The sequence below is a fragment of the Alteromonas sp. G4i35 genome (genome assembly GCF_054960375.1).
The window spans coordinates 1-26455 of record NZ_JBHNZD010000031.1 but is presented as its reverse complement, the minus strand read 5'-3'; the positions used below and the strand labels follow the sequence as shown (position 1 = coordinate 26455).

The window sequence follows — 26455 nt, the reverse complement described above, 5'->3', positions numbered from 1 at the left end:
ACTTATAAAATGTCACGTTCTTTGTTTTAGACTCAACTATCGTTTTTCTTGCTCGTTAGCAATTATAAACGTTTTAACGTTAACACACCGCACGCCTAATTTTAGATTTTTTTAGCATGTAGACTCGGCCTGGTATGATTTTCGTATACACCTTGTAGACTTCTCTATTTTTAATTGCTGATTGTCTAAAAACAGTTATTTTAATGCAGAGTCTACATGCCCTTTTGTTCAAAGCACTATCGCAATAGTTTGCGTAGATAATTACATCAAAATGGGGCATCGCTTTCACGTAATTTGCGAGGTTAACAATGAAAGTTCTACCTATTATCGGAATAACAACCGTACTAGCAGCAAATAGTTTACCTGCTTGCGCCAACCCTAACCCTCATAAAGATAAATCACTCCCTCCGGGTATAGAGAAGAAGTATGAACGAACAGGTGAATTACCGCCGGGTTGGGAAAAAAAGCTAGCCGTTGGAAATCGTTTAGATCGTGATATTTACAACCATGCCCGCATCATTGTGCCTTTGGGAGGAGACGGGTTAGTAACAGTTCGCATTGAAAACAAAGTGGTACGCCTTATTCAAGCCACAAGGGAAATTGTAGAGATTTTAGATTAAGCCTGCTCATATCTGAAAGAGAGCTTCTGATATGGAGCTCTTAGCTCACTTTTACTTATGGCTTACTATCAACATTTGAAAATTGACTTGCCCTCACTCGACAGTAGTATCTGGAATCAACCATAGTTTTTTAGTTGGGTAGCCATCATGTTACTCCTGCAACACATCACGCAGGATATACTAGAGCCAGTTATTCTTTGTTGTACATCAAGACTCAACAATCCCCAACTTAATGACTTGTTTAACACTTCTATAATAATGGCGGCGTTTCATTTTCTATGATGAAAGTACAAACGGCCCCAATTGCAATAAAGAAATCAGGAACAAAAAATGGCAGCTAACGCACTGTTTAAGCCTTACTCAAAGGGCAACTTATCGTTAACCAACCGAATTGTTATGGCCCCCATGACTCGTCAATTTTCGCCTAACGGCGTACCTACCAACGATGTAGCTGGTTACTATAAACGCCGAGCTCAAGGTGGCACAGGTTTGATTATCACCGAGGGCACTACAGTAAACGATAAAGTAGCTACGATGGATGCAAATATCCCTCAATTCCATGGCGATGAAGCGCTAGCCGGTTGGAAAAATGTGGTAGATGAAGTTCACAGTGTCGGTGGGAAAATTATGCCTCAACTATGGCACGTGGGTATGGCGAGGGTAGCGGAAAAAGCGCCTTATCCTGAACTTCCAAGTGCAGGGCCTTCAGGTTTATTCAAACCAGGAAAACAGGGCGCTGAACCTATGACCGTTGAACACATTGAATCCGTGATTACTGCCTTTGCACAAGCAGCAGCAGATGCCAAAACTATTGGTATGGATGGAATTGAGATTCACGGTGCTCATGGTTATCTAATCGACCAGTTCTTCTGGGAAGGCACAAACCAGCGAACTGACAGTTGGGGCGGTAACATGGAAAATCGTGGACGATTTGCGGTTGAAATAATTAAAGCCATACGTGATGCAACCGGTCCCGATTTTCCGATCGTACTGCGCTATTCGCAGTGGAAACAACAAGATTACACCGCTCGTTTAGCGCACACGCCCCAAGAACTAGAACAGTTTCTTCTGCCGCTAAGTGAAGCTGGAGTAGATGTTTTTCATTGTTCTCAGCGCCGCTATTGGGAAAACGAATTTGAAGGCAGTGATTTAAACCTTGCAGGCTGGACGAAAAAATTAACTGGCAAGCCCACCATAACGGTAGGGTCAGTTGGGCTCAATGACGACTTCTTCGGCGCATTCAAAGGGCAAGATTCCAGCACTCGCTCAGTCGATGATTTACTTGAACGTTTAGACGCTGGCGAATTTGATCTGGTTGCTGTAGGAAGAGCGCTACTACAAGATCCGAACTGGGCAAACAAAATAAAAGAAAACCGCACCAACGAACTAGAGCAATACTCTGGAAAAGCCTTAGCAACGCTGTCTTAAGCCCGATTAAATTAAGCACTAGCGCGGCAAAGTTGCGCTAGTGCCTCTCCCAAAAGGACTCAAAGTCTGATTTGCTGAGCGGTTTTGCAATGAAATAACCCTGCGCATAATCACAGCCCATGCTTTTTAGAATATCGTATTGTTCTTGTGTCTCGACACCTTCCGCTACTACCTTTATTCCGAGTTTATTCGCCATCACAATAATGGCTTCGCACAGCACCTTATCATTGCTAACGTCAGTCATCGACTTCACAAAGCTCCTGTCAATCTTGATAAAGTCTGTAGGAAAGCGCTTTAAATAAGAAATAGAGCTGTAACCTGTACCAAAATCATCCAACGCGATATCAACGCCTGCTTGCCTAAACTGGAAAAGCTTCTTGGACACCATCTCATTGGCTTCCATTAATAAGTTTTCCGTGACTTCAAGAAGTATAGAACGCGCAGAGATCTTCTGGTCTAAAAGCAGGTTTAACCATTGAGTTATATTAGATTCTAAATTGAAGTAGTGGCTAGGTGACGTATTAATACTCACCTGCAGCTCTTGACGGTTTTGGGCTTTCCATTGTTTGATATTGGCACAGACTTCATTAAATACCCAATTACTGATATCAATGATGAGTCCAGATTCTTCCGCAAGTGGAATAAATTCATCTGGTGTAATTCTCCCCTTCGTGGGATGCTGCCATCGAAGTAACGCTTCAGCTTTCATCACTTTCTGGCTGCTGAAACATGCAATTGGCTGGTACTCAATAAACAATTCTTTGTTCTTAACTGCATAGCGCAAATCATTCAACAAGGTCATTCTCTTGATTGCTGCAGTTTGCATGTCGTGGGTATAATACTGATAGTTGTTTTTACCTAGATCTTTAGCACCGTACATCGCTTGGTCGGCATTCTTTAACAGGCCTTTGACATCTTTTGCATCGTCCGGATATAAGGTGACACCTAGGCTCGCGCTAGTATGCACACGTTCCAGCTCTAAACTATAAGGTTTTACGATCTCGCCAAGTAGCTTTTGTACGACCAGTTCTATAGAACTTAGGCCTTTAATGCCGTTTAGGATAATGACAAATTCGTCACCGCCTAATCGGGAAACGGTGTCATCTGAACGCAAACACTGCTTTATTCTTCTGGCGCACTCAATTAAAAGCTTATCACCTATATCGTGACCAAGCGTGTCATTAATATCTTTGAAATTATCAAGGTCCAAGAATATCACCGCTACCTTATCGCTCTCTCTATCGGCAGCCTTAATGGCTAACTGTAAGTGATCCAACATAAGGTTTCGGTTAGGAAGTCCTGTCAAAGAATCAAAGTTGGCTTGCTTCCATATAAGTTGATTCGCCAGCTCTCTTTCAATAGCGATGCTAGCGATATGCGCGAACTGCTCGATTAAGCGCATTTCTTCCGCTGTTGGTACTGCTTTTTCTCTATGATAAATTGCAAAAGTACCAATAGCGTCACCATTAGCTCCTTGTATTGGTTGTGACCAACAAGAGCATACACCAGCGCGCAATGCTAAATCTTCCCAATCGGTCCAAAAGGGGTGCGTACTGATATCTTCAACAATGGTCGGTAAGTTCGTCGCGGCTGTATTTCCACATGATCCCCTGCCTACACCAAACTCAACGCCATCGATAGCGTCGTTATAAAAGTCGGGTAAAGAAGGCGCAGCACCCTTTTTCAGCTTGCCATCTTCTAATAGCAGGATACTGCAAATTTGATCTGTGTATTCGGCCTCTATAGCATTCACAATGTCGTGGAGCACGGTATGCAATGACTCTGCATTTACCACTTTCTCTAAAATAGCGCTCCTCACACGGGTGATTTTTTGTGTTTGAGCTAGCTTAAATTGGTACTCTTCCAACTGAGTTGAGAGATCATTGAATTCTTGTCGCTGTAGTTCCGACTCTACAAGCTTTGCAAGCTGCTCTAATTGCTGTATTTGAACGCAATTGAATATTTTTGGATTATTATCCGACACACATAGCGTTCCCACCGCAAACCCCTCTACCATCAGCCTAACACCCGCGTAAAAACGAATGTGAGGATGACCAACCACAAAAGGATTACTTTTGAAGCGAGGGTCCTCTTGAGTATCTGGAACGACTAAGGTTTTGTCCTGCGCTATAGCATGGGCACAAAAGGCGACATCCCTTTCTGTTTCAGTCATATCGAGATTAATAGCCGACTTAAACCACTGCCTACTGTCATCGACAAATGTGACCGATGCGAATCTACAATCAAAAATGCTACTCGCTAGTCGAGTAATACGGTCAAAGCGCTCTTCTGGTGGGGTATCGAGCACTCTCAGTTTGTTGAGTGCGGCTAGCCTCTCATGTTCATTTACAATAGTCGGGGGTGTGCGCACAACTCACTCCTAAATCCAACACGGTCGAATTGCGCACATTGTGCAACACGCTTTCAATAGCGTGGTTAAGCCAGTTGGACATTATTTCTGCCGCTCTCTTTGGCTTTATATAATGCCTCATCGGCTTCCGATAGTGCTGACTCAATAGTGTCATGATGTTCTTTTACATAAGATACACCCGCACTAACAGTGATATCAATAAACTTCCCGTTCACATCTAGAGGGTTTTTACTTATTCGATCTCTTAACTTTTCAGCTAACTTGAAGGCGCCTGCGCGGTCGGTATCAGGCAATAAAAGTACGAATTCCTCACCGCCAATGCGCGCTACGCAATCTGCATTACGCGAAGACATTTTCAAAATTTTTGCTACGTGTTTAATCGCTTTATCACCCATGTCGTGGCCGTGAGTGTCGTTGATACGTTTAAAAAAATCGATATCGATCATCACCACTGACAGCGATCGCTTGTAGCGGTGACTAGCCGCTATTGCTTGTTGGGAAACAATCTGAAATGCCCGTCGATTTAGTAAACCAGATAGGTAATCAAAATTAGCGTCTCGCTGGAGCTTAGTGGCAAAACGACTTACCTTTGCCACCATTGGACGAAATATGAAAAACGCTTCAACTAATATGGTGAGAATAATGATGCCCAACACTACGTTTTGTGCATTTCTAAGGTCGTTTACTTTTTCCAAACTCTCTTTTTCATATTGCCCAACAATGTTGTGTAACGGTGTTAGCAGGTCGCTTTCTGCGAGTTGTAAAAACATCAAACTTCCGTTAGAAAACTGGACAGCGCCAACATTACCATTTTCTGAAAGTGCGGCCCTTATCTCGCCTTCAAATAACTTTATTTTCTTATCTACATCAGAGGGAGGCATAAAATAGAGGTTATACAGTTCTTCAGAAAGTGGGCTGGGTTGACCTTTTGATAATGCTTCAAAATGTGGTGCTAGCAGAAACTGATGGTTTTGCTTCATTTTCTCGATCGCAGCTATAGAGAGTCTTTTTGATTTTTGAGCGCCAGTTTGCAAGTAATCGACCGCAAACATACTGGCTCTTTGCGAAAGCATGCGTTGCTGACCACTTACGTTAACAATCTGCCTGGATTTCTTATCGTTATTGGATCTTCTGCGTTCATTACTACGTTCCCATTATTTGGTGATCTACTACGTTAGCACTGTTGGAAAATTCAAATATTGCTCTTTAGTCTAGAAATATGCGTTAACGCTCCCCCATTAAACTCTATAGAACTATTTCGCCACGGCGGAAAATTACGCTTTTGCTGTTTTAAACGTAGCGTATAAAACGCTATTTTTTTATAACCAAGTAGATGCCACCCAACGTAGCTATTGAAGCAACCAGGATCTGCATTGTGAGTGGCTCACCAAGCGCGATCCACCCCATCAGCGATGCTATGACAGGCACGCTCAGTTGCACTGTCGCGGCGGTGGTTGATTTGATAAGGGGAAGCGCGCTGTACCAAATAGCGTATCCGCAACCCGATGCAAACACCCCTGATGCAAGCGCGTAATAAACACCCTCGCTGTCTAAGACAAAATTATCTGCGCCCACGAAGCAAACCACACCAACCAAAGGAACACAGAAAAATGCGGCATAGACGAAATTACCCGATGTAGATAAAAGGGCTGAGCTACTTTTTTTACCCAAAAGCGAATAGACGCCCCAAGCCATACCCGCCAAAACCATAACCGCGCCTGCTAAAAGAGGCGGTGCTGCCGCGCTAGGCAACAGTAAGATAACAAGGCCTAAAAATGCCAACACAAACCCCAACCACTGCCATTTTTTAAATCGCTCGCCATTGAACAACCCTAGGGAAATCATAGTGAGTTGCACGGCACCAAATAATAAAAGTGCCCCCGTTCCCGTGGACATTGAAATATAGGCATATGAAAAGCAGATAGCGTAAACGAACAACGAAATGCCACCGAGTACGCTGGCGTTGGTTTTTAGGCCATGAAAAAGGCCTTGAGAAGGCACGCTCTCACTTTTGCGACGTTGGAAATAAGAAGACAAAAGGAATAAGGCTATCGCCCCGCTCGCTAAGCGTAAGATAGTAAAACTAGCTGGATCTATATCGGTGTTAGCGAGAGCCATGCGGCAAAGTAGCGAATTAGCAGCAAATGCAATCATGGCAATAGCGACCAATACAAAGGTTTTCAACAAACCGAATCTCCCTAGTTTTAAACGCAAAAATGCTCAGCAGTACACTAACTTATCCCGTAACGCATCGAAAAGTAAATGCTTAAACGCAAGAGATAATATTTTACAACGACGTAGACAGGTCAAACTGCCAAAAACGAAAAAGAGGACCGAAAGGTCCTCTTTACATTAGTTATTACTTGATGAGAGTTTTAAAGCGATAAGCCTAAGCGCTCAGCCACTTCAATATAGGTCTCGACTACAGAGCCCAAACCTTGTCTAAAGCGGTCTTTGTCCATCTTTTTACGGGTTTCTTTATCCCACAAGCGACAGCCATCTGGTGTGAACTCATCACCTAGTACGATATTGCCATCTTTGTCGACACCAAACTCTAGTTTATAGTCTACAAGCAACATACCCGCGTCATCAAAGAGTGCTTTCAAAACACTGTTAACCTTGAAGGTCAATGCTTTCATTTCAGCAATTTGCGCTTCGGTTGCCCAACCAAATGATAAAATATGGTAGTCATTTACCATTGGGTCGTGAAGTGCATCATTCTTTAAGAAAAACTCGAAAATAGGTGGGTTAAGCTCTTTGCCCTCTTCCACACCCAGTCTGCGAACTAAAGAGCCAGCAGACAAGTTTCTCACCACACACTCAACAGGGATCATGTCGAGCTTCTTAACCAAAGACTCAGTGTCAGAAACCAGCGCCTCAACTTGCGTTGCAATGCCTGCTTCTTCAAGCTTTGTCATAATAAAGTGATTAAACTTGTTGTTTACTTCACCTTTGCGTTCTAGCTGTTCAATCTTCTCACCATCAAACGCCGAAGTGTCGTTTCTAAAGTGAAGAATAAGTTTATCGCTATCATCAGTGTAATAAACAGTTTTTGCTTTACCGCGGTAAAGCTCGTCGCGTTTTTCCATTCTCAGTCTCAGTTATATATCAAGGTTATCTTCTGACATGACCTCAGCAAATGCACTGTAAAGGTCGGAAACCTGATTTGCTTCAAACGGTACACTTTCATTATTCATGAAGGTAACTGACGTGCGATCTGCACCCGCTCTTGCAACTTTCAAACGATAGTCACCTTTCTTTAGCAACTCTTTATCGCTTGAGAATAAACCATCCCACCAACTACCTTGATCACCATTGTAAGTGACAAATAATAGGCCGTTTGATTTATCTAAATCTTTAACGTCAAAACCAAGCTTACGCAGTACTAACAGCATTCTTGGCCACGCTACATCATACTTAGCTTCTACGATATACGCCGCATCACCATCGGCATTAAAGCCCATCTCGGTATTGATACCCTGACGGATACGAGCAATTCTTCGTGTCTCTGCTAGCTGAATTTGGTACTCATAGTGACCAACAACTTGGTTCAACACCTCAACTTCTTCGCGACGTTCTTCCATTGAAGAGACTTCTGCAATCACGTCGTTGCCCAATGTTTGCATATAGTCCTTTAATTCAACAGTAAGCGCAGCACTACGGCCGTGAGGTTTAACGTCTAAGCTGAATTCAAAACGTCGACCGATTTCGCTTTCTTCATCTATAAAGCTATACCAAGGACCTTCGACTTCTTTAGTTATCACCATCCAGTCAGTAACCAGTACTTTCTCTTCTGGACTAAAGCTATCTACACCAATACCTTGTTCATCTAAGAAACTTAAAAGCGAGTTCCAAATTGCTTGGCTTAGCGGCTGACTATCGTCAACCTGGTCAAACCAAATGGTTGCTGAACTCTTACCTTCCTCAATGTGAGAACCCGTAACTAACGGTAAAACTAATGCTGGCGAGCGAACCATCAACGACTTGCCCACCAAATTTGAATCGGCCTCTTGACCTAACTCAGGTAATACAAAATCACGAGAAAAAGCAGGTGCATCTAAGTCAGAAGGTACTTTTAGCGATTCTTGTTCTTTAGTTTTTAAGTATTCGTAGCTGCCAGACGCGGTCTTTCTATCTATTTGGCTTGAACAACCTGCAAGTGCAACCATCGCTACTGAACTTGCTATAGCCAGCGTTCTTTTCATCTGTGTTCCTTATTAACCAGAAATCAATGCGTATTTTTTTAGTAGTTCTTCGATACGTTTTTGGCTTGATAGTTCCGGTAAAACCATAGGTAATCGCATAACTGCGCTTTCCATCATGCCCATTTTATACAATGCCCACTTCGGCATTACAGGATTTGGTTCAATAAATAGTTCGCTGTGAAGTAATTTAATGGTTTCATCGATATCGCGACATTTATCAAAATTATTTTCTAGCGCAGCTTCACACATTTGTGCGATTGCTTTAGGCACTATGTTAGCCGTTACGGAGATAACGCCATGACCGCCTTCACACATAAACTCGCAGCTTGAACCGTCATCGCCGCTAAGTAAAACGAAGTCATCGGGAACCAAAGGCTGAGTAGCCTTAAGGCGTGCAATATTGCCAGTCGCATCTTTAAGACCAACGATATTTTTGTGCGTTGCTAATTTAGCCACCGTTTCAGGCAGCATGTCGGCTACGGTGCGGCCTGGCACATTGTAAAGAATAACAGGTAAGTCACTAGCGTCTGCAATTGCATTAAAGTGCGCGACCATACCCGCCTGTTGAGGCTTATTGTAATAAGGTACTACGCTTAGGAAACCGTCTATACCTGTAGAGCCTAATTGCTCTGTAAGAAAAATAGCCTCTGCCGTAGAGTTTGCGCCACTGCCGGCAATAACCGGAATTGCTCCCGATGCCATAGCAACGGTTTCTTTAACCACATTGATGTGTTCATCAAAAGGTAGCGTTGCTGACTCACCAGTAGTTCCAACCGACACTATACCGTGGGTGCCCTGCTCTACATGAAACTTCACAAGTTTCTCTAAAGACTTGTAATCAATATCGCCGTTTTCGAACATCGGCGTGACGAGTGCTACGTAACTACCAGTAAACATAATCTCTCCGAAAAATGTGAGCGCACATGGTAAATATGTCGGTGCTTAAACACAAGTAATAGCTCAAGTAAAATGACAAGAATTTGACAATATCTTATTCAAAGGCAAGAAAAAGGCGCTGACTTATAAAAAAACTCTGTGCTAACATCCCGACATTATTAACATTGAAGTGAAGTAGATGTCGAAACACCAACTTATCGTCACCATCTTGGGGACAGACAAAAGTGGCATTTTAAGCGAAATTGCAACGACGGTATCAGAAGCTCAGTGCAATATTCTAGATAGCAGGCAAGCCATATACGGCAAAGAGTTCTCGCTGACCATGATCATAGAAGGAACGCAAAGCGCTATCACAAAAGCTGAATGTATTTTACCTGCGCTATTTCAGCGCCTTGACCTGCTTTCTATGATGAAGCGCACTAGCCATCACGAAAAGCAAAACCTTGCCCATCTTTTTAATGTCGAGTTTAGCGGAGAAGACGCAGCCGGCTTGATTAAAGCAGTAACCGGCTTTTTTGCCGAGCGTCATGCAATGATAAGCGCATTTAGACAACGCACATTTAAAGACAAGACATCGGGTAAAGACAACATGCGCTGCAAATTTGTTGTTTCTCTTCCCTCTAATGAAAATGTAGACGCACTAGAATCTGATCTAATGTCCCTGTTCACTTCGTTAAATGTGACAGGCAAAGTTGTAGACAAACAAAAAAAGGATCCCAATGAAAACGTTACAAGCTGGTGATAAAGCCCCACAATTCTCATTGCAGAACCAAAATGATGAAACCGTATCTTTAGCTGATTTCGCAGGTAAAAAAGTACTGGTTTATTTTTACCCTAAAGCGATGACGCCAGGTTGCACAGTACAAGCCCAGGGCTTACGCGACGTAAACGAAGAACTAACGGCGAAAAATGTGGTTGTGCTAGGAATTAGCCCAGATGCCGTTAAACGCCTGCCTAAATTCATCGAAAAAGAAAACCTAAACTTTACGTTGCTTTCTGATGAAGACCACGCCGTTGCCGACGCTTTTGGTGTGTGGGGACCTAAAAAGTTTATGGGTAAAGAGTATGATGGCATTCATCGCCAAACATTCCTCGTGGATGAAAACGGTGTTATTGAGCACGTTTTCAACAAGTTCAAAACAAAAGAACACCACACTGTAGTACTTGATTATCTAAACAGCTAAACCGGTATAGAATTTAAAAAGCCCCGATAACATTATGTTTTCGGGGCTTTTTTTATACTTACTCAATTCGTATCAGTGTTTACCTATAACGCCTATTTGAATCAGTACTCGTTTTGAATCTCGTACTGGATGGCGCTGACTGGTTCGCCAAATGGGAATAACTACTTCGCCTCTTCCGGTACAATAACGGGGTTACTAGACCACGCTGTAATTACCGCCTTCACGAGGGTAGCGAGAGGAATAGCGAAAAATACGCCCCAGAAACCCCAAAGACCTCCAAACACTAATACTGCAACGATTATATAAAGCGGATGCAAGCTAACCGCCTCCGAGAATAGCAGCGGTACCAACAAGTTACCGTCTAACGCCTGAATAATGCCGTACGCTATCATTAAATACCAAAATTCTGGTGAAATACCCCACTGAAACATAGCGACAACGGCCACGGGTATAGTAACCACTGCTGCACCGATGTACGGAATAAGTACTGAAAATCCCACCAATACGCCAAGCAAAATAGCATAACGTAAGTCCATCAATACAAACGTTACGCAGCTCACCGCGCCCACAATTATAATCTCGATCACTTTGCCGCGAATATAGTTGGCAATTTGAGAGTTCATTTCGTGACCAACTTGCGTAATTAAGCGTCGCTCCTTAGGCAGCAAGCGAGATATGCTGTCTAAAAAGAAAAGCTTATCTTTTAGCATGAAAAACACCATAAGCGGTACGAGGATAACGTAAACGAGCAACGCAGCTAAGTTGGCGATATTACTAAACGAAGCAGAAATAAGGGTTTCGCCCACCTCAACCAATTTGTCATTTAAACCTTCCATCATTTGATGGATTTGATATACCTGAACGTAATCTGGATATTTGTCCGGAAGCGTTAATATCCATTCTTGTGCTTTCTGCCATATTAGCGGCGTTTCTTGAATCAAGTTAACGCTTTGCTTGGATATAATTGGAACAAGGCCAATTAAGGTCAATATGGTTATAGTGATAAAGCCGAGCATTACAACGACGCAGGCGAGCGTTCTACTTACGCCGACATTTACCAAGCGACAGACTGGCCAATCGAGTAAATACGCAATCACTGCTGCGACCAACACAGGCATAATTAGCCCGCCCCACAATAGCAACACTGCCGTGGTCAAAAGGATCAAGATAAGCAACATTGCTGCATCAGGATCAGAAAATTTGCGTCGGTACCAACGACCAAAAACGCTAATCATATAAACGCCTAGAAATTACTAAGAATAGGACACGCATCATAGTTGATAGCGCTAGCACTTAGCAATAAGTAGCACTTAAGAATCTTTCAAAATCAAACTGGTATGATGTTTTTACAGTATAAGCATTAATGTGTAGAGTGGTTGTTACAACAGTAAAAGAATAAACTGGATGCGTTTGTGTCGCATTGGTATAACTGACGTGTCATAAACGAGATGGCATAGGCGATATTGCCTTGTGTCTTCGAAAATGATGCATATAAGAAAAAAATAAAATTTGAAACTGTTTAGCAACTTAGCGCTCTAAGGATTAAGCAGTATTAACCGTATACAATGATTGTAGGTTCATGAGAAAAAAGTTTTCAGCATCTTTGGTTGCCCTTTCCTTCGTGCTCACATCGAGCCTCACGGCTGTTGCACAAGATGCCAATTACAGCAATAAAAATGCGTTACCTGAAATAGGTGTTGTTGCGTCAGACGCCATATCGCTTGATAAAGAGATGATAGTAGGCGATGCCGTAATGCGGCAAATGCGCGGTCAAAGTCCTGTAATCTCAGATCCGGTGCTGGATGAATATCTACAGGATGTAGGCAACCGATTGGTTGTCCATGCTGACAACGCCAAGTTTCCTTTTGAATTTTTCTGGGTAAATAATGATGCCATTAACGCGTTTGCGTTTTTTGGCGGTCACATTGGTGTTCACACAGGTTTAATGCGTCGTGCTGAAAATGAAAGTGAACTGGCTTCGGTGCTAGCGCACGAAATTTCTCACGTAACTCAACGCCACATAGCACGACGTATGCAGGCGCAGCAGCGCTCATCTCCCCTAGCCTTGGCGTCACTTATCGGCGGGGTGCTAATTGCAATGGCCAACCCAGAAGCGGGTATTGCGGCCATGCAGGCGGGAACCGCAGCCTCTGCACAATTGCAAATCGACTATACCCGTTCGAATGAACAAGAAGCCGATAGAATTGGTATCGCAATGCTTGCTCGTGCGGGCTTCGATCCGAGTGCGGCTGCTTCATTCTTTTCTACCATGGCGGAAGAGTACCGCATGGTTTCTCGTCCACCCGCAAGGCTGCTTACTCACCCTTTAACCGAAACCCGTATTGCTGACGCGAGAAATCGCGCTGGTGACTACCCTAGACGCTACTTACCCATTAACAAGCAATTCGAGTTGGCAAAAGCACGTATAAAGGCACGCTACTCGTTTAAAGCTGGTTACGCTGTAGAATATTTCGAAGCGGCCGTGGCACAAGACGTACAGCGCAGTAAAGAAGCGTCATTATATGGTTTAGCGCTTGCTTATATGCGCGCCGAAAAAATCGAAAAAGCCAAAGACATTATGGATGAGTTAATAGCAAAAGATAGAGGAAACCTCTTTTATCTCGACGCTATGACAGATATCTATATTTCGCAAGGTGAGCCTTTAAAAGCCGTTGAAATGCTAAGACCTCACGTTACGCATAACCCTAGAAATCAAGTATTGGCACTAAACCAGGCCAATGCTTACATAAGCGCAAACAAATATGAAGAAGCGGTGTCTCTACTTAAGGATTTCCTGCTGGTTAAAAAAGATTATCAACTGGCACATCAGTTGATGAGTGAGGCGTATCAAAAGTCGAAACGTTTCTCGCAAATGCATCAGAGCAAAGCGGAAGTATATGCATTGTATGGAGCTTATAACCGCGCGGTTGACGAACTTCAATATGCGTATAATTTCGCAGGCGATGATCACCTTGAAAAACAAAGAATCAGAGCGAGAATAAAACAATTTCGCGACCAAGAAGAGCGTTTACAACGACTCTAGACCATCGCACTTCCCTGCTATTCGTCAGCGCCTTTCAATTCAGCTAGGCGCTGACGCAGATGCGCTGCCGTAATTTCTCCCATTATCGTATCCTTTATTTTCCCATCAGGTCCAAGAATAAACGTTGCTGGTAAATAAGGGGGTTTTTGCATGGGCAGTTTAGTGTCTGGCGAACTTATAATAACAGGCAAATCAATATCAAACTTCTCAGCCATGGCTTTGAGTTCAGGCTTCGTTTTAAGGTCGTAGTTAATAGCAAAAAGACGGGTATCGTCAGGTAGCGACTGATTAAATGTGACGAGCTCAGGCATTTCTCGTAGACATGGTGCACACCATGGCGCAAAGTAATTTACCACAACCCACTTCCCCTCAAGATCTTGCCAAAGGTAAGCCGTTCCATCTAATGTTTCAAAGTCATGTTGAAGACGCTGATACGTATATGCACCGGCAAACGCAACAAGCGCTAACAGCACTAGAAAGAGTATAGGCTTTATTTTTCCTGCATTGCTTTTTGGCTGTGACAACAACATATAACCTTCTAACTTTGACTATTTTTTCATAGTGCCAGATTCTTACTTCGCGCACTAACATAAATTCAACCACGCTTTTTAAGCACCGTTTTCCAGAAACGATGCTGTAAACAAAGAATAGTACGAATTTATTACCCGTTATCGGTAAACTGCTTGATATTCTATGGCAAAAACGCAATAGTTCGCGCCAATTCATATAATCATGAACAAGAGTATTTATGACAGACATTACCATTATTCACAATCCTCGCTGTTCAAAGAGCAGACAAACCCTAGCACTACTTGAAGAGCAAGGTGTAGCGCCTGTTATTGTTGAGTACCTAAAGCACCCTCTTGACGCAAAAGAACTGAAAGAGATATTTAAAAAACTTAACCTTGGATCGGTTAGAGATATGATGCGTACTAAAGAAGCAGAATATAAAGATGCTAACTTAGGTGATAGCGCACTGTCTGATAATGCGCTTTTTGAAGCTATGGCTCACACGCCTAAGTTGATAGAGCGTCCCATTGTTATAAATGGCGAGAAAGCCAGAATTGGTCGTCCGCCAGAATCTGTATTGGAAATTGTATAGTGCAACCTGTTCTCGTACTTTATTACAGCCGCAACGGCAGCACAAAGCGATTAGCTGATGCCATCGCCCAAGGAGTATCGTCATTAGATGTTCCTGTGATAGTACGTACAGTCAAGAGTATCAGCGATGCAGCTAATGACGCGGCATCTACTGTTGTACCCGAGGTTTCCCTTCAGGAACTCGAACAGTGCAGTGCCCTGGCGTTAGGTAGTCCTACGCGTTTCGGCAATATGGCAGCGCCAGTAAAACATTTTTTGGATTCTACAAGCAGTCAATGGTTAAAAGGCGCGTTGATTGATAAGCCTGCGTGCGTGTTTACATCTTCTTCTTCCATGCACGGCGGCCAGGAATCCACATTACTTTCCATGATGGTTCCGCTTATCCATCACGGCATGGTCATTTGCGGTTTACCTTACAGTGAGCCTGCGCTACACAACACCACAATGGGTGGCACCCCTTACGGTGTAACACACGTCGCTCATCACAGTTTAAGTGCACCAGAGCAATTGAGTGCAGATGAAAAAGCGCTATGCATTGCTCAGGGTAAGCGACTTGCAATGTTCGCTAAAAAACTAGCTGACAACGCCTAACAGTTACGTTATTTGGCGCATAAAACGTAGACCTTATAAAGAACATTAAAAACAAATTGTTTCGGAGACATTACCATGGCACCAGATACGCGTTTTTATCGCTATCTCGCACTTATAAGCCACACCGGGTTAATCGTATGGATAACACTGTGGCAATTTACATTTACTAAAGAGCATACTTACTCTCCTTTGTTTATTGCCTTATTTTATATTTTACCTTTACTGTTACCTTACTGGGGTATATTAAAAGGCAAGCCATATACTCACGCGTGGGCCAATTTTGTCGTTTTGTTTTACCTTATTCACGGATGCACTGTGGCATACGCTGTACCTGATGAACGTTGGTATGCAGTGGTAGAGATTATTCTATGCACGGGTATGTTTGTCGGCTGTAGTGCGTTTGCTAGAAAACGTGGTCGTGAATTGGGTTTGGGCCTTAAAAAGCTTAAAGAAGAGATGCAAGAAGAAAAAGCACGCTTTGAGCAAGGTCAACAATGATCATGTAATACACAGCGAAAACACATGCTGCCAAGGGGTTAATATGACACGCCATTTGCCTGAACTTACATTAGTAATCGCATCATTATCGTTACTTGCAGCATGTGGAGGCTCTGGTTCAGGCGATAGTTCAGCCCCAAGCACTCCTTCCATTCCTCCAACCATTAGCATTTCAGGCCCTACAAACGCCGTTGTAGGCGATGCGGTCGACTTTGCTGTCGCCTCGCCTACTGGCCACGCTATTGTAGATATCGATTGGCAAGTCTCAGGTGTATCACAGCAGCCTCTCAGTGCTCACACGCAGGCTATAGGCTTTGATGTTACCTCTTCAGGTAGCTTCGATATCGCCGTAAACGTTAGCTTAGAAAATGGCACAACGCTTACAGACACCATAACGTTACAAACGAACGAAAGTACCGCGCCGATTGCCGCATTACGATTGGGTCATGAGGCATCCGAAGGCGGCAGAGTTTCTCTTCGCGTTGACACCGTTAACTCGCAAGGGTTAACAATCTCAAATATCACGTGGCAACAAACGTCTGGGCCAATCGTCAATAACTTCAACTTTGATGATGGTGATTATTCTCATTCGATATATTTTCAAGCGCCTCGAGTCAGCAACGACACAATCATTGAAATAGAAAGTACCGTTACACTCTCAAATGGCGAGGTGTTAACCGATAGCGCGCAAGTTCTAGTGAAAAACATCGACATTAACAATAGCGGCTTTTTTGTAGATGACGAGACAAGTATTCCCGAAACGGTAAGCGCGCATATGCAGCCCTATAGAGTCGACAGCCCTTACGCGTCGGCACTTGTTGATTGTGTTTATAACAATCAGGTTTCAAACAGCTGTACGTTCTCTCAGCTACCACTGATTGGCCAAGTCACCGAAAGCCCCACTATCGATGATATTTTAGATAGAACATACGTCTCGCATCCGTGGATGGGCGATGCATTTAGAACGTATTTAGAAACTTCAGCAACCTGTGATGACATGCTTAAGTTACTACGCGCAACTAACGCGATTGTGATTTCTTACGATATCCGCCCGTCATTTTATTGGGTTGCCACTGGTGCCATTTACTTAGATGCCAACAACTTTTGGCGCACACCACAAGAGCGAGACACGCTAAATACTCGCCCAGATTATAGAAGTGGTTTTGGTAGTGAGCTCGATTTTACGACGTCATGGCGCTACGTGAAAAACGGGGCCTATTATTTTCCTAATATCAGCACAGCGAACGTAGCAGATAGACTTCCACGTGATGTGAGCGACGTAGAAGCAGCATTAAGCTATTTGCTATACCACGAGCTAGCTCACGCCAATGACTTTTTCGACTACACCGAATGGCAACAACTCAGCAATAGCGCGAGCCCACTGTCGTCTTATGATGACAGCTCTCCCATTTCTACGGGGCTAACAACTTCATTGCCTCTTACGTCGTCACAACTCCATGCTTTGGCCGAAGTTCGATACGGCGGTGCAACCGCTTCAAGCGCGCAACGAAATTATACCGCGCTACAAGTGGCAAATTGGTTTGAGGATGATGGTGCGGTTGCTTTCTATTCTTACTTTACGGAACGAGAAGATCTCGCCATGTTATTCGAGCGCTTCATGATGCTTTACCGGCTTGAGGCAGAAGCGGATGTAGGCGTATTTACAAGAGAGACACTGGAAGACGGCAGTTTCATTCCCACTTGGGCTCAGAGAAACCGTGTTAATGATGATAACGTTACTATGCGCGTAGATTACGTATTAAGTAGAATTTTACCCGAACTCGATGTACCTGCTATTCAAGCGTCACTTCCAAGCTCTTATCTGCTTCCGAACGATATTACTTGGCGGGACTCTGCGTCTAGTACAAATCCAAACGTACAGTCTGCGAGCGATAAGTTAATGCTACAGAACGGCGGAAACAATTCGGTTACTTCCGATGGAACTCTAATGACGGTAGCAGAAGAATTTAGCACCACATCAAGCGCTCATAGTTTAAGAAAAGAACAATAAACGGCAACACAGCAGCGCTTTGACTAATTTAGGTTAAGCTCGCGCTTTGGCTAATTTAGGTTAAGCTCGCGCTTAACCATGCCCACCGATAAGCGTTTTTGTTCTTGGAGTGAGCGTGTGTCTAAACGGGCTAATAGTGACATGAGGCTTTTTAGGTCTCGTTCACTATGGTGCAAAAGAAACTGTAGTGCTTGGTTTGATAGCTTTAATCCACGTTCCGCTGCACGTAAGCGCACGGCTTCTTCACGACCATTGTCATCCAGTTGGTTTACGTGATAAATAACCCCCCACGCCAAGCGAGAACGCAAGTCAGGTAAAACAAAAGCCGGGTTAGATGGGCCTAGTTGACTAGAACAAAGTACCATGGTTTGTTTAGTCTCAATCACTCGGTTTAACAAATCGAACAACGCTTCTTCCCAACGTAAATCGCCCGCTATCGCGTGAATGTTGTCTAATGCGATTAACGAAAGATTCTCTAGGCCTTCAAAAATATCGAGCGACCACGCTTCGTAATTATTAAGATTTAAATAAAGGTGACTAACCGATTTTTCGGCTAGTTGATGACAAGTGGCAAACAATAAGTGACTTTTACCGATAGCGGTACTGCCTAGTAAAGTAAGCAAAGGCAGCTGAAGCGATGCTAAAGGCCCCAATTCAGGAGCCTCGCGCCAGTGTGGCAGCGCATCTGCAATCTGCTCAAGGACTGAAACTACTTCTTCGTTACCCTTATTGACAAAACTATCGAAGTTTTCGTCAACAGGTAGCGTGACAGGCAAAGGCAGCTGCATGCTAAATTAATTGCTCCAATAGAAACTGTGTCCTTTCACGGATTGTCCGTACGAATCGGTTACGGGACGTAATTTGCTTTCTAGTTTAATACTGTTAAGTAAATCGTCCACCGTTCCAATTAATGTAAGTGAGTACGTGGCAACAGAACCAGATTGCTCTACTAGTGTAGCGTTTTCAATCACACTTAAACTATTTAAATAGTCAGTAGCGCTGGCGTAACTTTTTACCGAGCCAATATTGGCAATCGATACCTTGATAACTTCTCGCTCAGACGCTTCGATTCCTACGATGGCATAAAGCGACGATAAATAATTTGAGTAGGCATCGATTAACTGATTGCCAAGAACTTCGGGCGAATCACCGTATATGCTGCCATAGCTAACCTTACCGCCACCAACGAACACCCAGTCTAGTGCATAGTCACCTTCATCGGCACGCTTCGCATAGTTGGCAAACTCGTTCATGGTGAACGGCATCGTTGTGCTCTCTTCCTGCGCCAGCTCCTTCGCCGAGGTTCCGTCAGCATTATTCAAGTTTTGGTTTGTAGCGTCATAACCGTCGTTTAACTGAGCATCAACACCTTTATTAATCGCACCGGACTCAACGTTATCTGAAAAGGTACGCTGTGCGTCCGTATTATCTACACGCGGATTTCGCTCATCGAAACTTTGTTCATCAGTTTGTGCTCTAAACTGTGCTTCTTCATCTAGTACGCTATCCAGAGACTCTACTGTGCCAGAAGGCACAACATTTTCCGGCAAATCAGGAATAGCACTCGCGTCGTTACGATAAACTCTGGCACCAATAATGTTGTCGACGCTATAGCGTGTAGATGCTTTGCGCAAAGGCTCAACAAATCGTCCCCACACATCATAGGTAGAAATATTTACATTGTCGGTAAGGTCCATTAAAGGCAAGCTTAATGGAACGCCTCGTTCTTTCGCCGTTTGTTTGAGCGTATGTTGTAATTCTGTATTGAGAGATTCGTCTAAGATGACGCGAGTTTCGTTTTCGTCTTCCTGCGCAAGCCACACTATCGTTTCAGGGCGTCTATCACCCCAGAGCGGAAGCATTTCACGCTGAAGAAGTTCATTGAGTTTTGCTTGATCGAACTCCGCAACGTAATACGTTCTGCCTTTGTCAAAAGCAAATCGATAGGAACGAAGCAGCGATTGAGGCGACGATAAGGCTGCTCTAACACCGGCATTATCGAGCACGCTTGTGCTGCCCGACATCTTCACAAAAACCTGCCTTAATGCTTTTTTAAGCGCGTTTTGTTGGGTGCGCTGAGTTTGATCTTCAACTTGAATCTGCGCTTCGTTGACCACAACGCGTTGAGCCGCATTTATAAAGGGGGCGTAAGTCAGCGCAGCAAGAAATGAAATGCCCAGAATGCCTTTCAAGCTAACTCTCGTTAAATTAGTTCCATTGGTGTTACGCTTTACTGCCGTTAACATTGACACTCCATACTCTCTTAAAATCAATTCCTTACCTATCGAATCGTCAGTTAATCTCGTTTACCTATATACGGTAAACTTGGACTAACCTTCGCGCAATTCACTCAACTTTTTAGAGCGAGACATTTTATCAAGCAAGATGTTCACCAAAAGATAGCCTTCTATTGTCTTTTATATTGGGTTTAATTTCACCCCTAAAATAAAAAAGATCAAAAAGCGCATAAAATAGCCTTCACAAATTGGACTTGTGACGACTTGCTGGTAGAATCCGCGGTTTTCTACCTCTTAGTTTCAGGGCCCAACCGTGAGCGAAAATAAAACCTCTTTAAGTTACAAAGATGCAGGCGTAGATATCGATGCAGGTAATCAACTTGTTGAACGCATTAAATCTGTTACCAAGAAAACCCATAGACCAGAAGTAAAAGGTAACCTGGGTGGTTTTGGTGCACTTTGTGAACTGCCTACTAAATATAAAAAGCCGCTACTTGTTTCAGGTACTGACGGCGTGGGTACAAAACTAAGAGTTGCTATGGATGCTAACCGTCATGACGGTGTTGGTATCGACTTAGTAGCAATGTGCGTAAACGACCTTATTGTTCAAGGTGCTGAGCCCCTGTTCTTTCTAGATTACTACGCAACTGGCAGGCTTGACGTTGATGTAGCCGCGTCGGTTGTTACCGGCATTGGCGCCGGCTGTGAGCAAGCAGGTTGTGCATTAATTGGTGGTGAAACAGCCGAAATGCCTGGAATGTATCACGATGGCGACTACGATATTGCAGGCTTCTGCGTAGGCGTGGTTGAAGCTGATAAGGTTATTGACGGCACTAACGTTAAACCAGGTCAAAAACTAATTGCACTTGGTTCATCGGGCCCTCACTCAAACGGTTACTCATTAGTTAGGAAGATCATTGAAGTTAGTGGTGCAGATGTAAACGCCGACCTAAACGGCAAGCCTATCATCGACCAACTTCTTGAGCCTACTCGCATCTATGTTAAATCGGTATTGGCATTACTTGAAGAAGTACAAGTAAGCGCTATTTCTCACATCACGGGCGGTGGTTTTTGGGAGAACATCCCTCGCGTATTACCTGAAGATGCGAAAGTGGTTATTGACGAAAGCACCTGGGAATGGCCTGCAGTCTTCTCTTGGTTACAAGAAAACGGTAACGTGACTCGCCACGAAATGTACCGCACGTTTAACTGTGGTGTTGGCCTTGTAATCGTTGTTGACGAAAGCGATACCGATGCTGCACTGAACATTCTTAAACAACACGGTGAAAATGCTTGGGTTATTGGTGATATCGCAGCAAAAGATGGCGAAGAGCAAGTAGAGATCAACGCGTGAGTAACAGTGTAACCAAACTATGCGTACTTATTTCAGGTAATGGCAGCAATTTACAAGCCATTATCGATGAAATAAAAGCAGGTCGTCTGAATGCGGAAATCAGCGGCGTGATCAGTAATCGCCCTACTGCTTATGGTCTGGAACGCGCTAAAGAAGCCGGGATCAATGCGGTTTGCTTAGATCATACAGGCTTCGATTCACGAGAGTCTTATGACGGGGCGCTCAAAGCACAAATTGAGGCTTTTGGCGCAGACTGTGTTGTTCTTGCGGGCTTTATGCGTATCTTAACACCGGAGTTCGTCGACAGCTTTGCTGGAAAATTAGTGAACATTCATCCATCTTTGTTGCCGAAGTACAAAGGTTTGAATACGCATCAGCGAGCTATCGACAATGGAGACAAGGAGCACGGCGTTAGCGTGCACTTTGTTACACCTGAGCTCGACGGCGGCCCTGTTATCATTCAAAGCCGCGTACCTGTGTTTGAAGACGACACAGCAAGCGACCTGGCCGAGCGTGTTCAAGAACAAGAACGTCGTATCTATCCGCTTGTGCTATCTTGGTTTAGTGCAGGCCGATTATCGATGCGAAACAATAAGGCAGTTTTAGATGAGCAAGAATTACCAGAATCTGGTTATGCAAGCGACTAAGCCTTTTGCTTTAGGCGCACTGTTAGCAGCATCGCTTTCAGTGGCCGCGCAAGCAAACCCTAGTACAGAAAATACGGATAGTGCAGAGCTACCGCTTCAGCCCTACAAGGCAACCTATACCGCATACAAATGGGGTGACGACGTAGGCGAAGCGAATATTGAGCTCTCGAAATTAGGTGACCAACAGTATTCTCTAATTTACACGTCAAAAGTGTCTAAGTTTTTCTTGTCTGACAAACGCAGTGAACATTCTATTTTTACTGTTAATGATAATACCGTCGTACCTTCTGAGTACTACTATAATCGTTCTGGCACAGGACCTGATAAAGAGCTTAAGGTAACGTTTAGTCATCAGGGACAAGGCAAAATTGCAGTCGAGAATGGCGAAACATTTGATTGGAACGGTGAATTTGATAACCAAATTTATCGTATTGACCTTGCAAAACAGTTAGCGGAAGGTAAGACATCGCTAGAATACCACTTCGTGAATTATCGTGGCGAACTTCGTCACTACGGCGTTCAAGTGGTGGATGAAGAGGTATTGTCTTTACCTTTCGGTAAAATTGAAACTGTAAAAGTTAAGCTTATTCGCGACTCAAATAAGCGTGAGACGTTTGCTTGGTTTGCGCCATCACTTAACTACACGTTAGTTCGTCTGCAACAGTTCAAAGAAGGCGATGAACAGGGCGATATCAAACTGAAATCGTTTGAGACGCAGTAAAGCGTAAAGATAAACCGTTTTTTGTCTCAACAACTTTTTCACAATTGTTGAATAAAGCACGTTATGAACTAGCATTCAGACGTGCTTTTTTTATTTAGACTGTTGCTGTCTTATCCTCACGTAACCTCTTCTCGTTTCGCAACACAATTCACATTCTAAATCAGTATTTATAAGCAACGACTATACTTATAGAGCGGATAACGCACTACCCTATTATTTATGTCGTTGTTAATAGAATATTCATGTAAAAATCTTGATCTTTGCCCTATTAAATAATAGGTTTACAGCATGCTGGTCTGACCTCGATCTGTGACTGCTTTTCATAAAGCAACTCACCACGCTCGAGTTAAGACTAGCGTAACGTTTAACGCCTTTCAGGAGTGAAGTATGGCAGATTTTATATGGTTTTTACTGGTCGTTCTGACACTAGCGGTAGCTAGTTATCAGCGAACCAGCTTGGTAACAGCGGTTGCCATGGGCGCAGGTGTTATGATTTTAGGCACCCTTTTCGGTGACATCGGCCTGCTTGGTTGGGTAGTGTTCCTTGCTTTAACGCTGCCGTTCAAGCTTGCAAATATCAGACAGCAGCACATCTCTAAGAAGCTGCTAGCCTTCTACCGCAAAGTTATGCCTGAAATGTCGAGCACTGAGCAAGAAGCTATCGACGCAGGTACGGTATGGTGGGACGGTGATATTTTCAGCGGCAAGCCAGACTGGGATAAATTACATCGCATTCCGAAAGGTCGACTCACTGCTGAAGAGCAAGCATTCTTAGACGGTCCTTGTGACAAAGTGTGCTCAATGGTCGATGAATGGCAAATAAACCATAAAGATGCTGATCTTTCACCTGAAATTTGGCAGTTCCTGAAGGAACACAAATTCTTCGCGATGATCATCAAGAAAGAGTATGGCGGTCTAGAGTTTTCGGCATATGCCCAGTCTCGCGTTCTTCAAAAACTTGCAGGCGTTAGCGCGGTGCTATCAAGCACAGTCGGTGTACCAAACTCATTGGGCCCGGGCGAATTACTTCAGCACTATGGTACAAAAGAGCAACAAGATCATTATCTTCCCCGTCTTGCTGCCGGTGAAGAAATCCCTTGTTTTGCATTAACCGGCCCAGAAGCTGGCTCTGATGCAGGTGCTATCCCTGATGTTGGCGTTGTATGTAAAGGCGAGTGGAATGGCGAAGAAGTGTTGGGTATGCGCCTAACGTTTAACAAACGCTACATCACCCTTGCGCCTGTTGCTACGGTTATTGGTCTTGCCTTTAAACTACAAGATCCTGAAGGTCTTCTAGGTGATAACAAAGACCCGGGTATAACATGTGCCCTTATTCCTCGCGACACTAAAGGTTTAGAGATCGGTCGTCGTCACTTCCCTCTCAATACGCCATTCCAAAATGGCCCTATTAAGGGTGAAGATATTTTCGTTCCAATCGATTACATCATTGGTGGTCCGAAAATGGCAGGTCGCGGCTGGCGCATGCTGGTTGAATGTTTGTCGGTAGGTCGCTGTATTACCCTTCCTTCATCTGCTGCTGGTGGTGCTAAATCAGTGTCTCTTGCAACGGGTGCATATGCACGTATTCGTCGCCAGTTCCGTATGCCTGTAGGTCATATGGAAGGTGTTGAAGAAATGCTTGCACGCATTGGTGGTAACGCATATTTGATGGATGGCGTAACACGCTTCTCAACGGTGGGTGTAGACCTTGGTGAGAAACCTTCTGTTATCTCGGCTATCTGTAAGTACCACTTAACCGAGAAGATGCGTCAAATCATTAATGATTCGATGGATGTTCACGGCGGTAAAGGCGTTATGCTTGGGCCAAACAATTACCTTGGTCGCGGCTATCAAGGTGTACCAGTATCAATTACGGTTGAAGGCGCAAACATTCTAACCCGTAACATGATGATCTTTGGTCAAGGTGCGATGCGTTGTCACCCTTACGTGCTTAAGGAAATAGAAGCTGCGTCTATCGAAGACAAAAAAGAAGCGTTGAAAGCGTTTGATAAAGCGGTATTCGGTCATATTGGCTTTGCGGTAGCTAATACTGTTCGCAGTATTTGGTTCTCGTTAACCAATGGCGCATTCAGCAGCGCACCGTTCACTGACGAAACGGCGCGTTACTACAAGCTACTTCAAGGCTACAGTGCAAACTTAGCACTACTAACCGATGTCTCTATGGGTGTGCTTGGTGGTGATCTTAAGCGTCGCGAGCGTTTATCAGCGCGTTTAGGTGACATCCTAAGTGGCCTTTACATGGGTAGTACAACGCTTAAACGCTTCGACGAAGAAGGTCGTCTAAAAGAAGATTTACCGCTTTTACATTGGGCAATGCAAACTACATTGCACGATATCGAGACAGCAATTGATGACTTCTTGGCTAACTTCCCTAACCGCGCAATCGCTGCAGCGCTTCGCGTTATGGTGATTCCGTTTGGCCGACGTATTGGTAAGCCTTCAGACAAGACAGAACATGCTATTGCACAAATGCTTCAAACGCCTTCAACTGCACGTAGCCGTTTAGGTTATGGTCAGTACCTCACCCGTGAGGAAGGAAGCTTGTTTGGCGATCTTGAGCAAACTCTTGATGATGTACTAGCAAGTGAGCCTATCTTCGAACGTATTTGTAAGCACAAAAAAGCTAAACTACCGTTTACCCGTTTAGATGTGCTTGCTGACGAAGCGCTAGCAGAAGGAATTATTAACGAAGAAGAAGCGAATCTACTTCGTAAGACTGAAGCTGGAAGACTTCGCACTATCAACGTCGATGATTTTGACCACGAAGAATTAGTAGCGAAGGTTAATTCCAACACCACTGCTAAGAAACGAGGTGGCAAAGCTGCTTAATTTCATACCCAAACAAAAGGGCCGCTCTCGCGGCCTTTTTCGTCAACGATTCATTCTATTAACATCACTCACCTACGTATTTTCTAGCCTTTGCTTGGCCGATCAAACAACCTGCGGAAATACCGAACAGGCGAGAGAACTCTCTTTATTAATTGCTAGCGACAAAGGTCAACAACGTTCGGTACTAAAATGTAATCCTACGCTTGTTTTGCTGGCTGAAACAAAAGCCAAAGACATGGCTGAGAGAGGCTTGGTGTCTCACTTTTTGGGCGGCAGTCCGAACACTCGCATTCGCAATGCTGGTTTAACGTTACCAGAATATTATGGCGATGCGATGAGCAATCAAGTGGAGGCCCTTGCTGGTGGTTATATAACAGCTGATGACGTGTGGTACGCACTTAAAACATCGACTTCACACCGTCAACACTTGTTAGCAGAGTTACCTTTTTATCAAGAACAAGATCAAATAGGTATTGCCTTTTACAAAGATTACTCAACGCCTCACGTTGAATACTGGGCTATATACTTGACCAAACTGATTGACACAGAAACGTCTAACAATGACTTAAAGGATGACACAACAACTACGCTTCTAATAAAGCGTCAAAAGAAGTTTGACCATGTCCCTGATAAAGGCCTTGGGATCGTCACGGAAAGTGGTGAAATTATTTTACAGCCAAAAAAACCGGATGAATAA

24 protein-coding genes are annotated in these 26455 nt (G+C 43.9%); 14 read left to right on the top strand and 10 right to left on the bottom strand.

The window, feature by feature from the left end; all coding sequences use genetic code 11:
* Window positions 1-308 precede the first annotated feature (308 nt).
* On the top strand, window positions 309-620 hold the full coding sequence (locus tag ACFI6L_RS17840; protein WP_014949653.1) for a hypothetical protein: 312 nt from the start codon (window positions 309-311) through the stop codon (window positions 618-620).
* A gap of 330 nt (window positions 621-950) precedes the next feature.
* On the top strand, window positions 951-2048 hold the full coding sequence (locus ACFI6L_RS17835) for an NADH:flavin oxidoreductase (RefSeq protein WP_014949654.1): 1098 nt from the start codon (window positions 951-953) through the stop codon (window positions 2046-2048).
* Window positions 2049-2085: 37 nt separating this feature from the next.
* Here the strand turns inward: ACFI6L_RS17835 and ACFI6L_RS17830 are convergent, their stop codons facing one another.
* From ACFI6L_RS17830 to dapA, 6 genes are all read right to left on the bottom strand, one after another.
* Entirely contained in the window at window positions 2086-4419 is a 2334-nt protein-coding gene (locus tag ACFI6L_RS17830; RefSeq protein WP_462574527.1) for a sensor domain-containing phosphodiesterase, read from the bottom strand.
* Window positions 4420-4484: 65 nt separating this feature from the next.
* Complete coding sequence (locus ACFI6L_RS17825) at window positions 4485-5492, bottom strand: GGDEF domain-containing protein (RefSeq protein ID WP_462574526.1); 1008 nt, start codon at window positions 5490-5492, stop codon at window positions 4485-4487.
* 238 nt (window positions 5493-5730) lie between these two features.
* On the bottom strand, window positions 5731-6606 hold the full coding sequence (locus ACFI6L_RS17820; RefSeq protein WP_462574525.1) for a DMT family transporter: 876 nt from the start codon (window positions 6604-6606) through the stop codon (window positions 5731-5733).
* A gap of 188 nt (window positions 6607-6794) precedes the next feature.
* Entirely contained in the window at window positions 6795-7508 is a 714-nt protein-coding gene (purC, locus tag ACFI6L_RS17815) for a phosphoribosylaminoimidazolesuccinocarboxamide synthase (protein WP_014949658.1), read from the bottom strand.
* 12 nt (window positions 7509-7520) lie between these two features.
* The gene (gene bamC / locus ACFI6L_RS17810) at window positions 7521-8624 is read right to left on the bottom strand and encodes an outer membrane protein assembly factor BamC (protein WP_239301169.1); all 1104 of its coding nucleotides are present in this window, start codon (window positions 8622-8624) and stop codon (window positions 7521-7523) included.
* Between the two features lie 12 nt (window positions 8625-8636).
* On the bottom strand, window positions 8637-9521 hold the full coding sequence (gene dapA, locus ACFI6L_RS17805) for a 4-hydroxy-tetrahydrodipicolinate synthase (RefSeq protein ID WP_014949660.1): 885 nt from the start codon (window positions 9519-9521) through the stop codon (window positions 8637-8639).
* A 178-nt stretch (window positions 9522-9699) separates the two neighbouring features.
* Between dapA and ACFI6L_RS17800 the strand changes: the two genes are divergently transcribed.
* Window positions 9700-10263, top strand: coding sequence for a glycine cleavage system transcriptional repressor (locus ACFI6L_RS17800; protein WP_014949661.1), 564 nt, complete (start codon window positions 9700-9702; stop codon window positions 10261-10263).
* Complete coding sequence (gene bcp, locus ACFI6L_RS17795) at window positions 10241-10705, top strand: thioredoxin-dependent thiol peroxidase (RefSeq protein WP_014949662.1); 465 nt, start codon at window positions 10241-10243, stop codon at window positions 10703-10705. Before ACFI6L_RS17800 ends, bcp begins: the two co-directional genes overlap by 23 nt.
* A 161-nt stretch (window positions 10706-10866) precedes the next feature.
* On the opposite strand, the gene ACFI6L_RS17790 is transcribed toward bcp, so the two are convergent.
* Entirely contained in the window at window positions 10867-11940 is a 1074-nt protein-coding gene (locus ACFI6L_RS17790) for an AI-2E family transporter (protein WP_014949663.1), read from the bottom strand.
* A 344-nt stretch (window positions 11941-12284) separates the two neighbouring features.
* Here ACFI6L_RS17790 and bepA point away from each other — a divergent pair, with 344 nt between their 5' ends.
* Window positions 12285-13748: a beta-barrel assembly-enhancing protease gene (gene bepA / locus ACFI6L_RS17785; RefSeq protein ID WP_462574523.1), complete on the top strand. Its 1464-nt coding sequence runs from the start codon at window positions 12285-12287 to the stop codon at window positions 13746-13748.
* Between the two features lie 17 nt (window positions 13749-13765).
* Here the strand turns inward: bepA and ACFI6L_RS17780 are convergent, their stop codons facing one another.
* Window positions 13766-14278, bottom strand: coding sequence for a TlpA family protein disulfide reductase (locus tag ACFI6L_RS17780; RefSeq protein ID WP_039227634.1), 513 nt, complete (start codon window positions 14276-14278; stop codon window positions 13766-13768).
* A 218-nt stretch (window positions 14279-14496) separates the two neighbouring features.
* Here ACFI6L_RS17780 and arsC point away from each other — a divergent pair, with 218 nt between their 5' ends.
* The 4 genes from arsC (at window position 14497) to ACFI6L_RS17760 (ending at window position 17949) form a co-directional block, all read left to right on the top strand.
* Entirely contained in the window at window positions 14497-14850 is a 354-nt protein-coding gene (arsC, locus tag ACFI6L_RS17775; protein ID WP_014949666.1) for an arsenate reductase (glutaredoxin), read from the top strand.
* Window positions 14850-15440, top strand: coding sequence for an NAD(P)H:quinone oxidoreductase (gene wrbA / locus ACFI6L_RS17770; protein ID WP_039227633.1), 591 nt, complete (start codon window positions 14850-14852; stop codon window positions 15438-15440). The genes arsC and wrbA overlap by 1 nt, the downstream gene beginning before the upstream one ends.
* A gap of 75 nt (window positions 15441-15515) precedes the next feature.
* On the top strand, window positions 15516-15938 hold the full coding sequence (locus ACFI6L_RS17765; RefSeq protein WP_039220793.1) for a DUF2069 domain-containing protein: 423 nt from the start codon (window positions 15516-15518) through the stop codon (window positions 15936-15938).
* A 43-nt stretch (window positions 15939-15981) separates the two neighbouring features.
* Window positions 15982-17949 carry a hypothetical protein gene (locus tag ACFI6L_RS17760; RefSeq protein WP_462574522.1) on the top strand — a complete coding sequence of 656 codons (1968 nt, stop codon included), beginning with the start codon at window positions 15982-15984 and terminating at the stop codon, window positions 17947-17949.
* A gap of 50 nt (window positions 17950-17999) precedes the next feature.
* On the opposite strand, the gene hda is transcribed toward ACFI6L_RS17760, so the two are convergent.
* Window positions 18000-18737, bottom strand: coding sequence for a DnaA regulatory inactivator Hda (gene hda, locus ACFI6L_RS17755; RefSeq protein ID WP_269351456.1), 738 nt, complete (start codon window positions 18735-18737; stop codon window positions 18000-18002).
* A gap of 6 nt (window positions 18738-18743) precedes the next feature.
* Window positions 18744-20195, bottom strand: coding sequence for a DUF2066 domain-containing protein (locus ACFI6L_RS17750; protein WP_462574521.1), 1452 nt, complete (start codon window positions 20193-20195; stop codon window positions 18744-18746).
* A 304-nt stretch (window positions 20196-20499) separates the two neighbouring features.
* On the opposite strand from ACFI6L_RS17750, the gene purM reads away from it, so the two are divergent.
* The 5 genes from purM to ACFI6L_RS17725 all read left to right on the top strand — a co-directional run bounded on the left by purM (window position 20500) and on the right by ACFI6L_RS17725 (window position 26455).
* Window positions 20500-21540 carry a phosphoribosylformylglycinamidine cyclo-ligase gene (gene purM / locus ACFI6L_RS17745; protein WP_462574520.1) on the top strand — a complete coding sequence of 347 codons (1041 nt, stop codon included), beginning with the start codon at window positions 20500-20502 and terminating at the stop codon, window positions 21538-21540.
* Window positions 21537-22187, top strand: a complete 651-nt coding sequence (gene purN, locus ACFI6L_RS17740) for a phosphoribosylglycinamide formyltransferase (RefSeq protein WP_014979424.1) — start codon at window positions 21537-21539, stop codon at window positions 22185-22187. Before purM ends, purN begins: the two co-directional genes overlap by 4 nt.
* Window positions 22147-22908 (top strand): DUF3108 domain-containing protein, encoded by a 762-nt coding sequence (locus tag ACFI6L_RS17735; RefSeq protein WP_231506486.1) that lies wholly within the window; start codon window positions 22147-22149, stop codon window positions 22906-22908. Before purN ends, ACFI6L_RS17735 begins: the two co-directional genes overlap by 41 nt.
* A gap of 387 nt (window positions 22909-23295) precedes the next feature.
* Complete coding sequence (gene fadE, locus ACFI6L_RS17730) at window positions 23296-25758, top strand: acyl-CoA dehydrogenase FadE (RefSeq protein ID WP_462574519.1); 2463 nt, start codon at window positions 23296-23298, stop codon at window positions 25756-25758.
* Window positions 25742-26455: a CAP domain-containing protein gene (locus ACFI6L_RS17725; protein ID WP_458733942.1), complete on the top strand. Its 714-nt coding sequence runs from the start codon at window positions 25742-25744 to the stop codon at window positions 26453-26455. Before fadE ends, ACFI6L_RS17725 begins: the two co-directional genes overlap by 17 nt.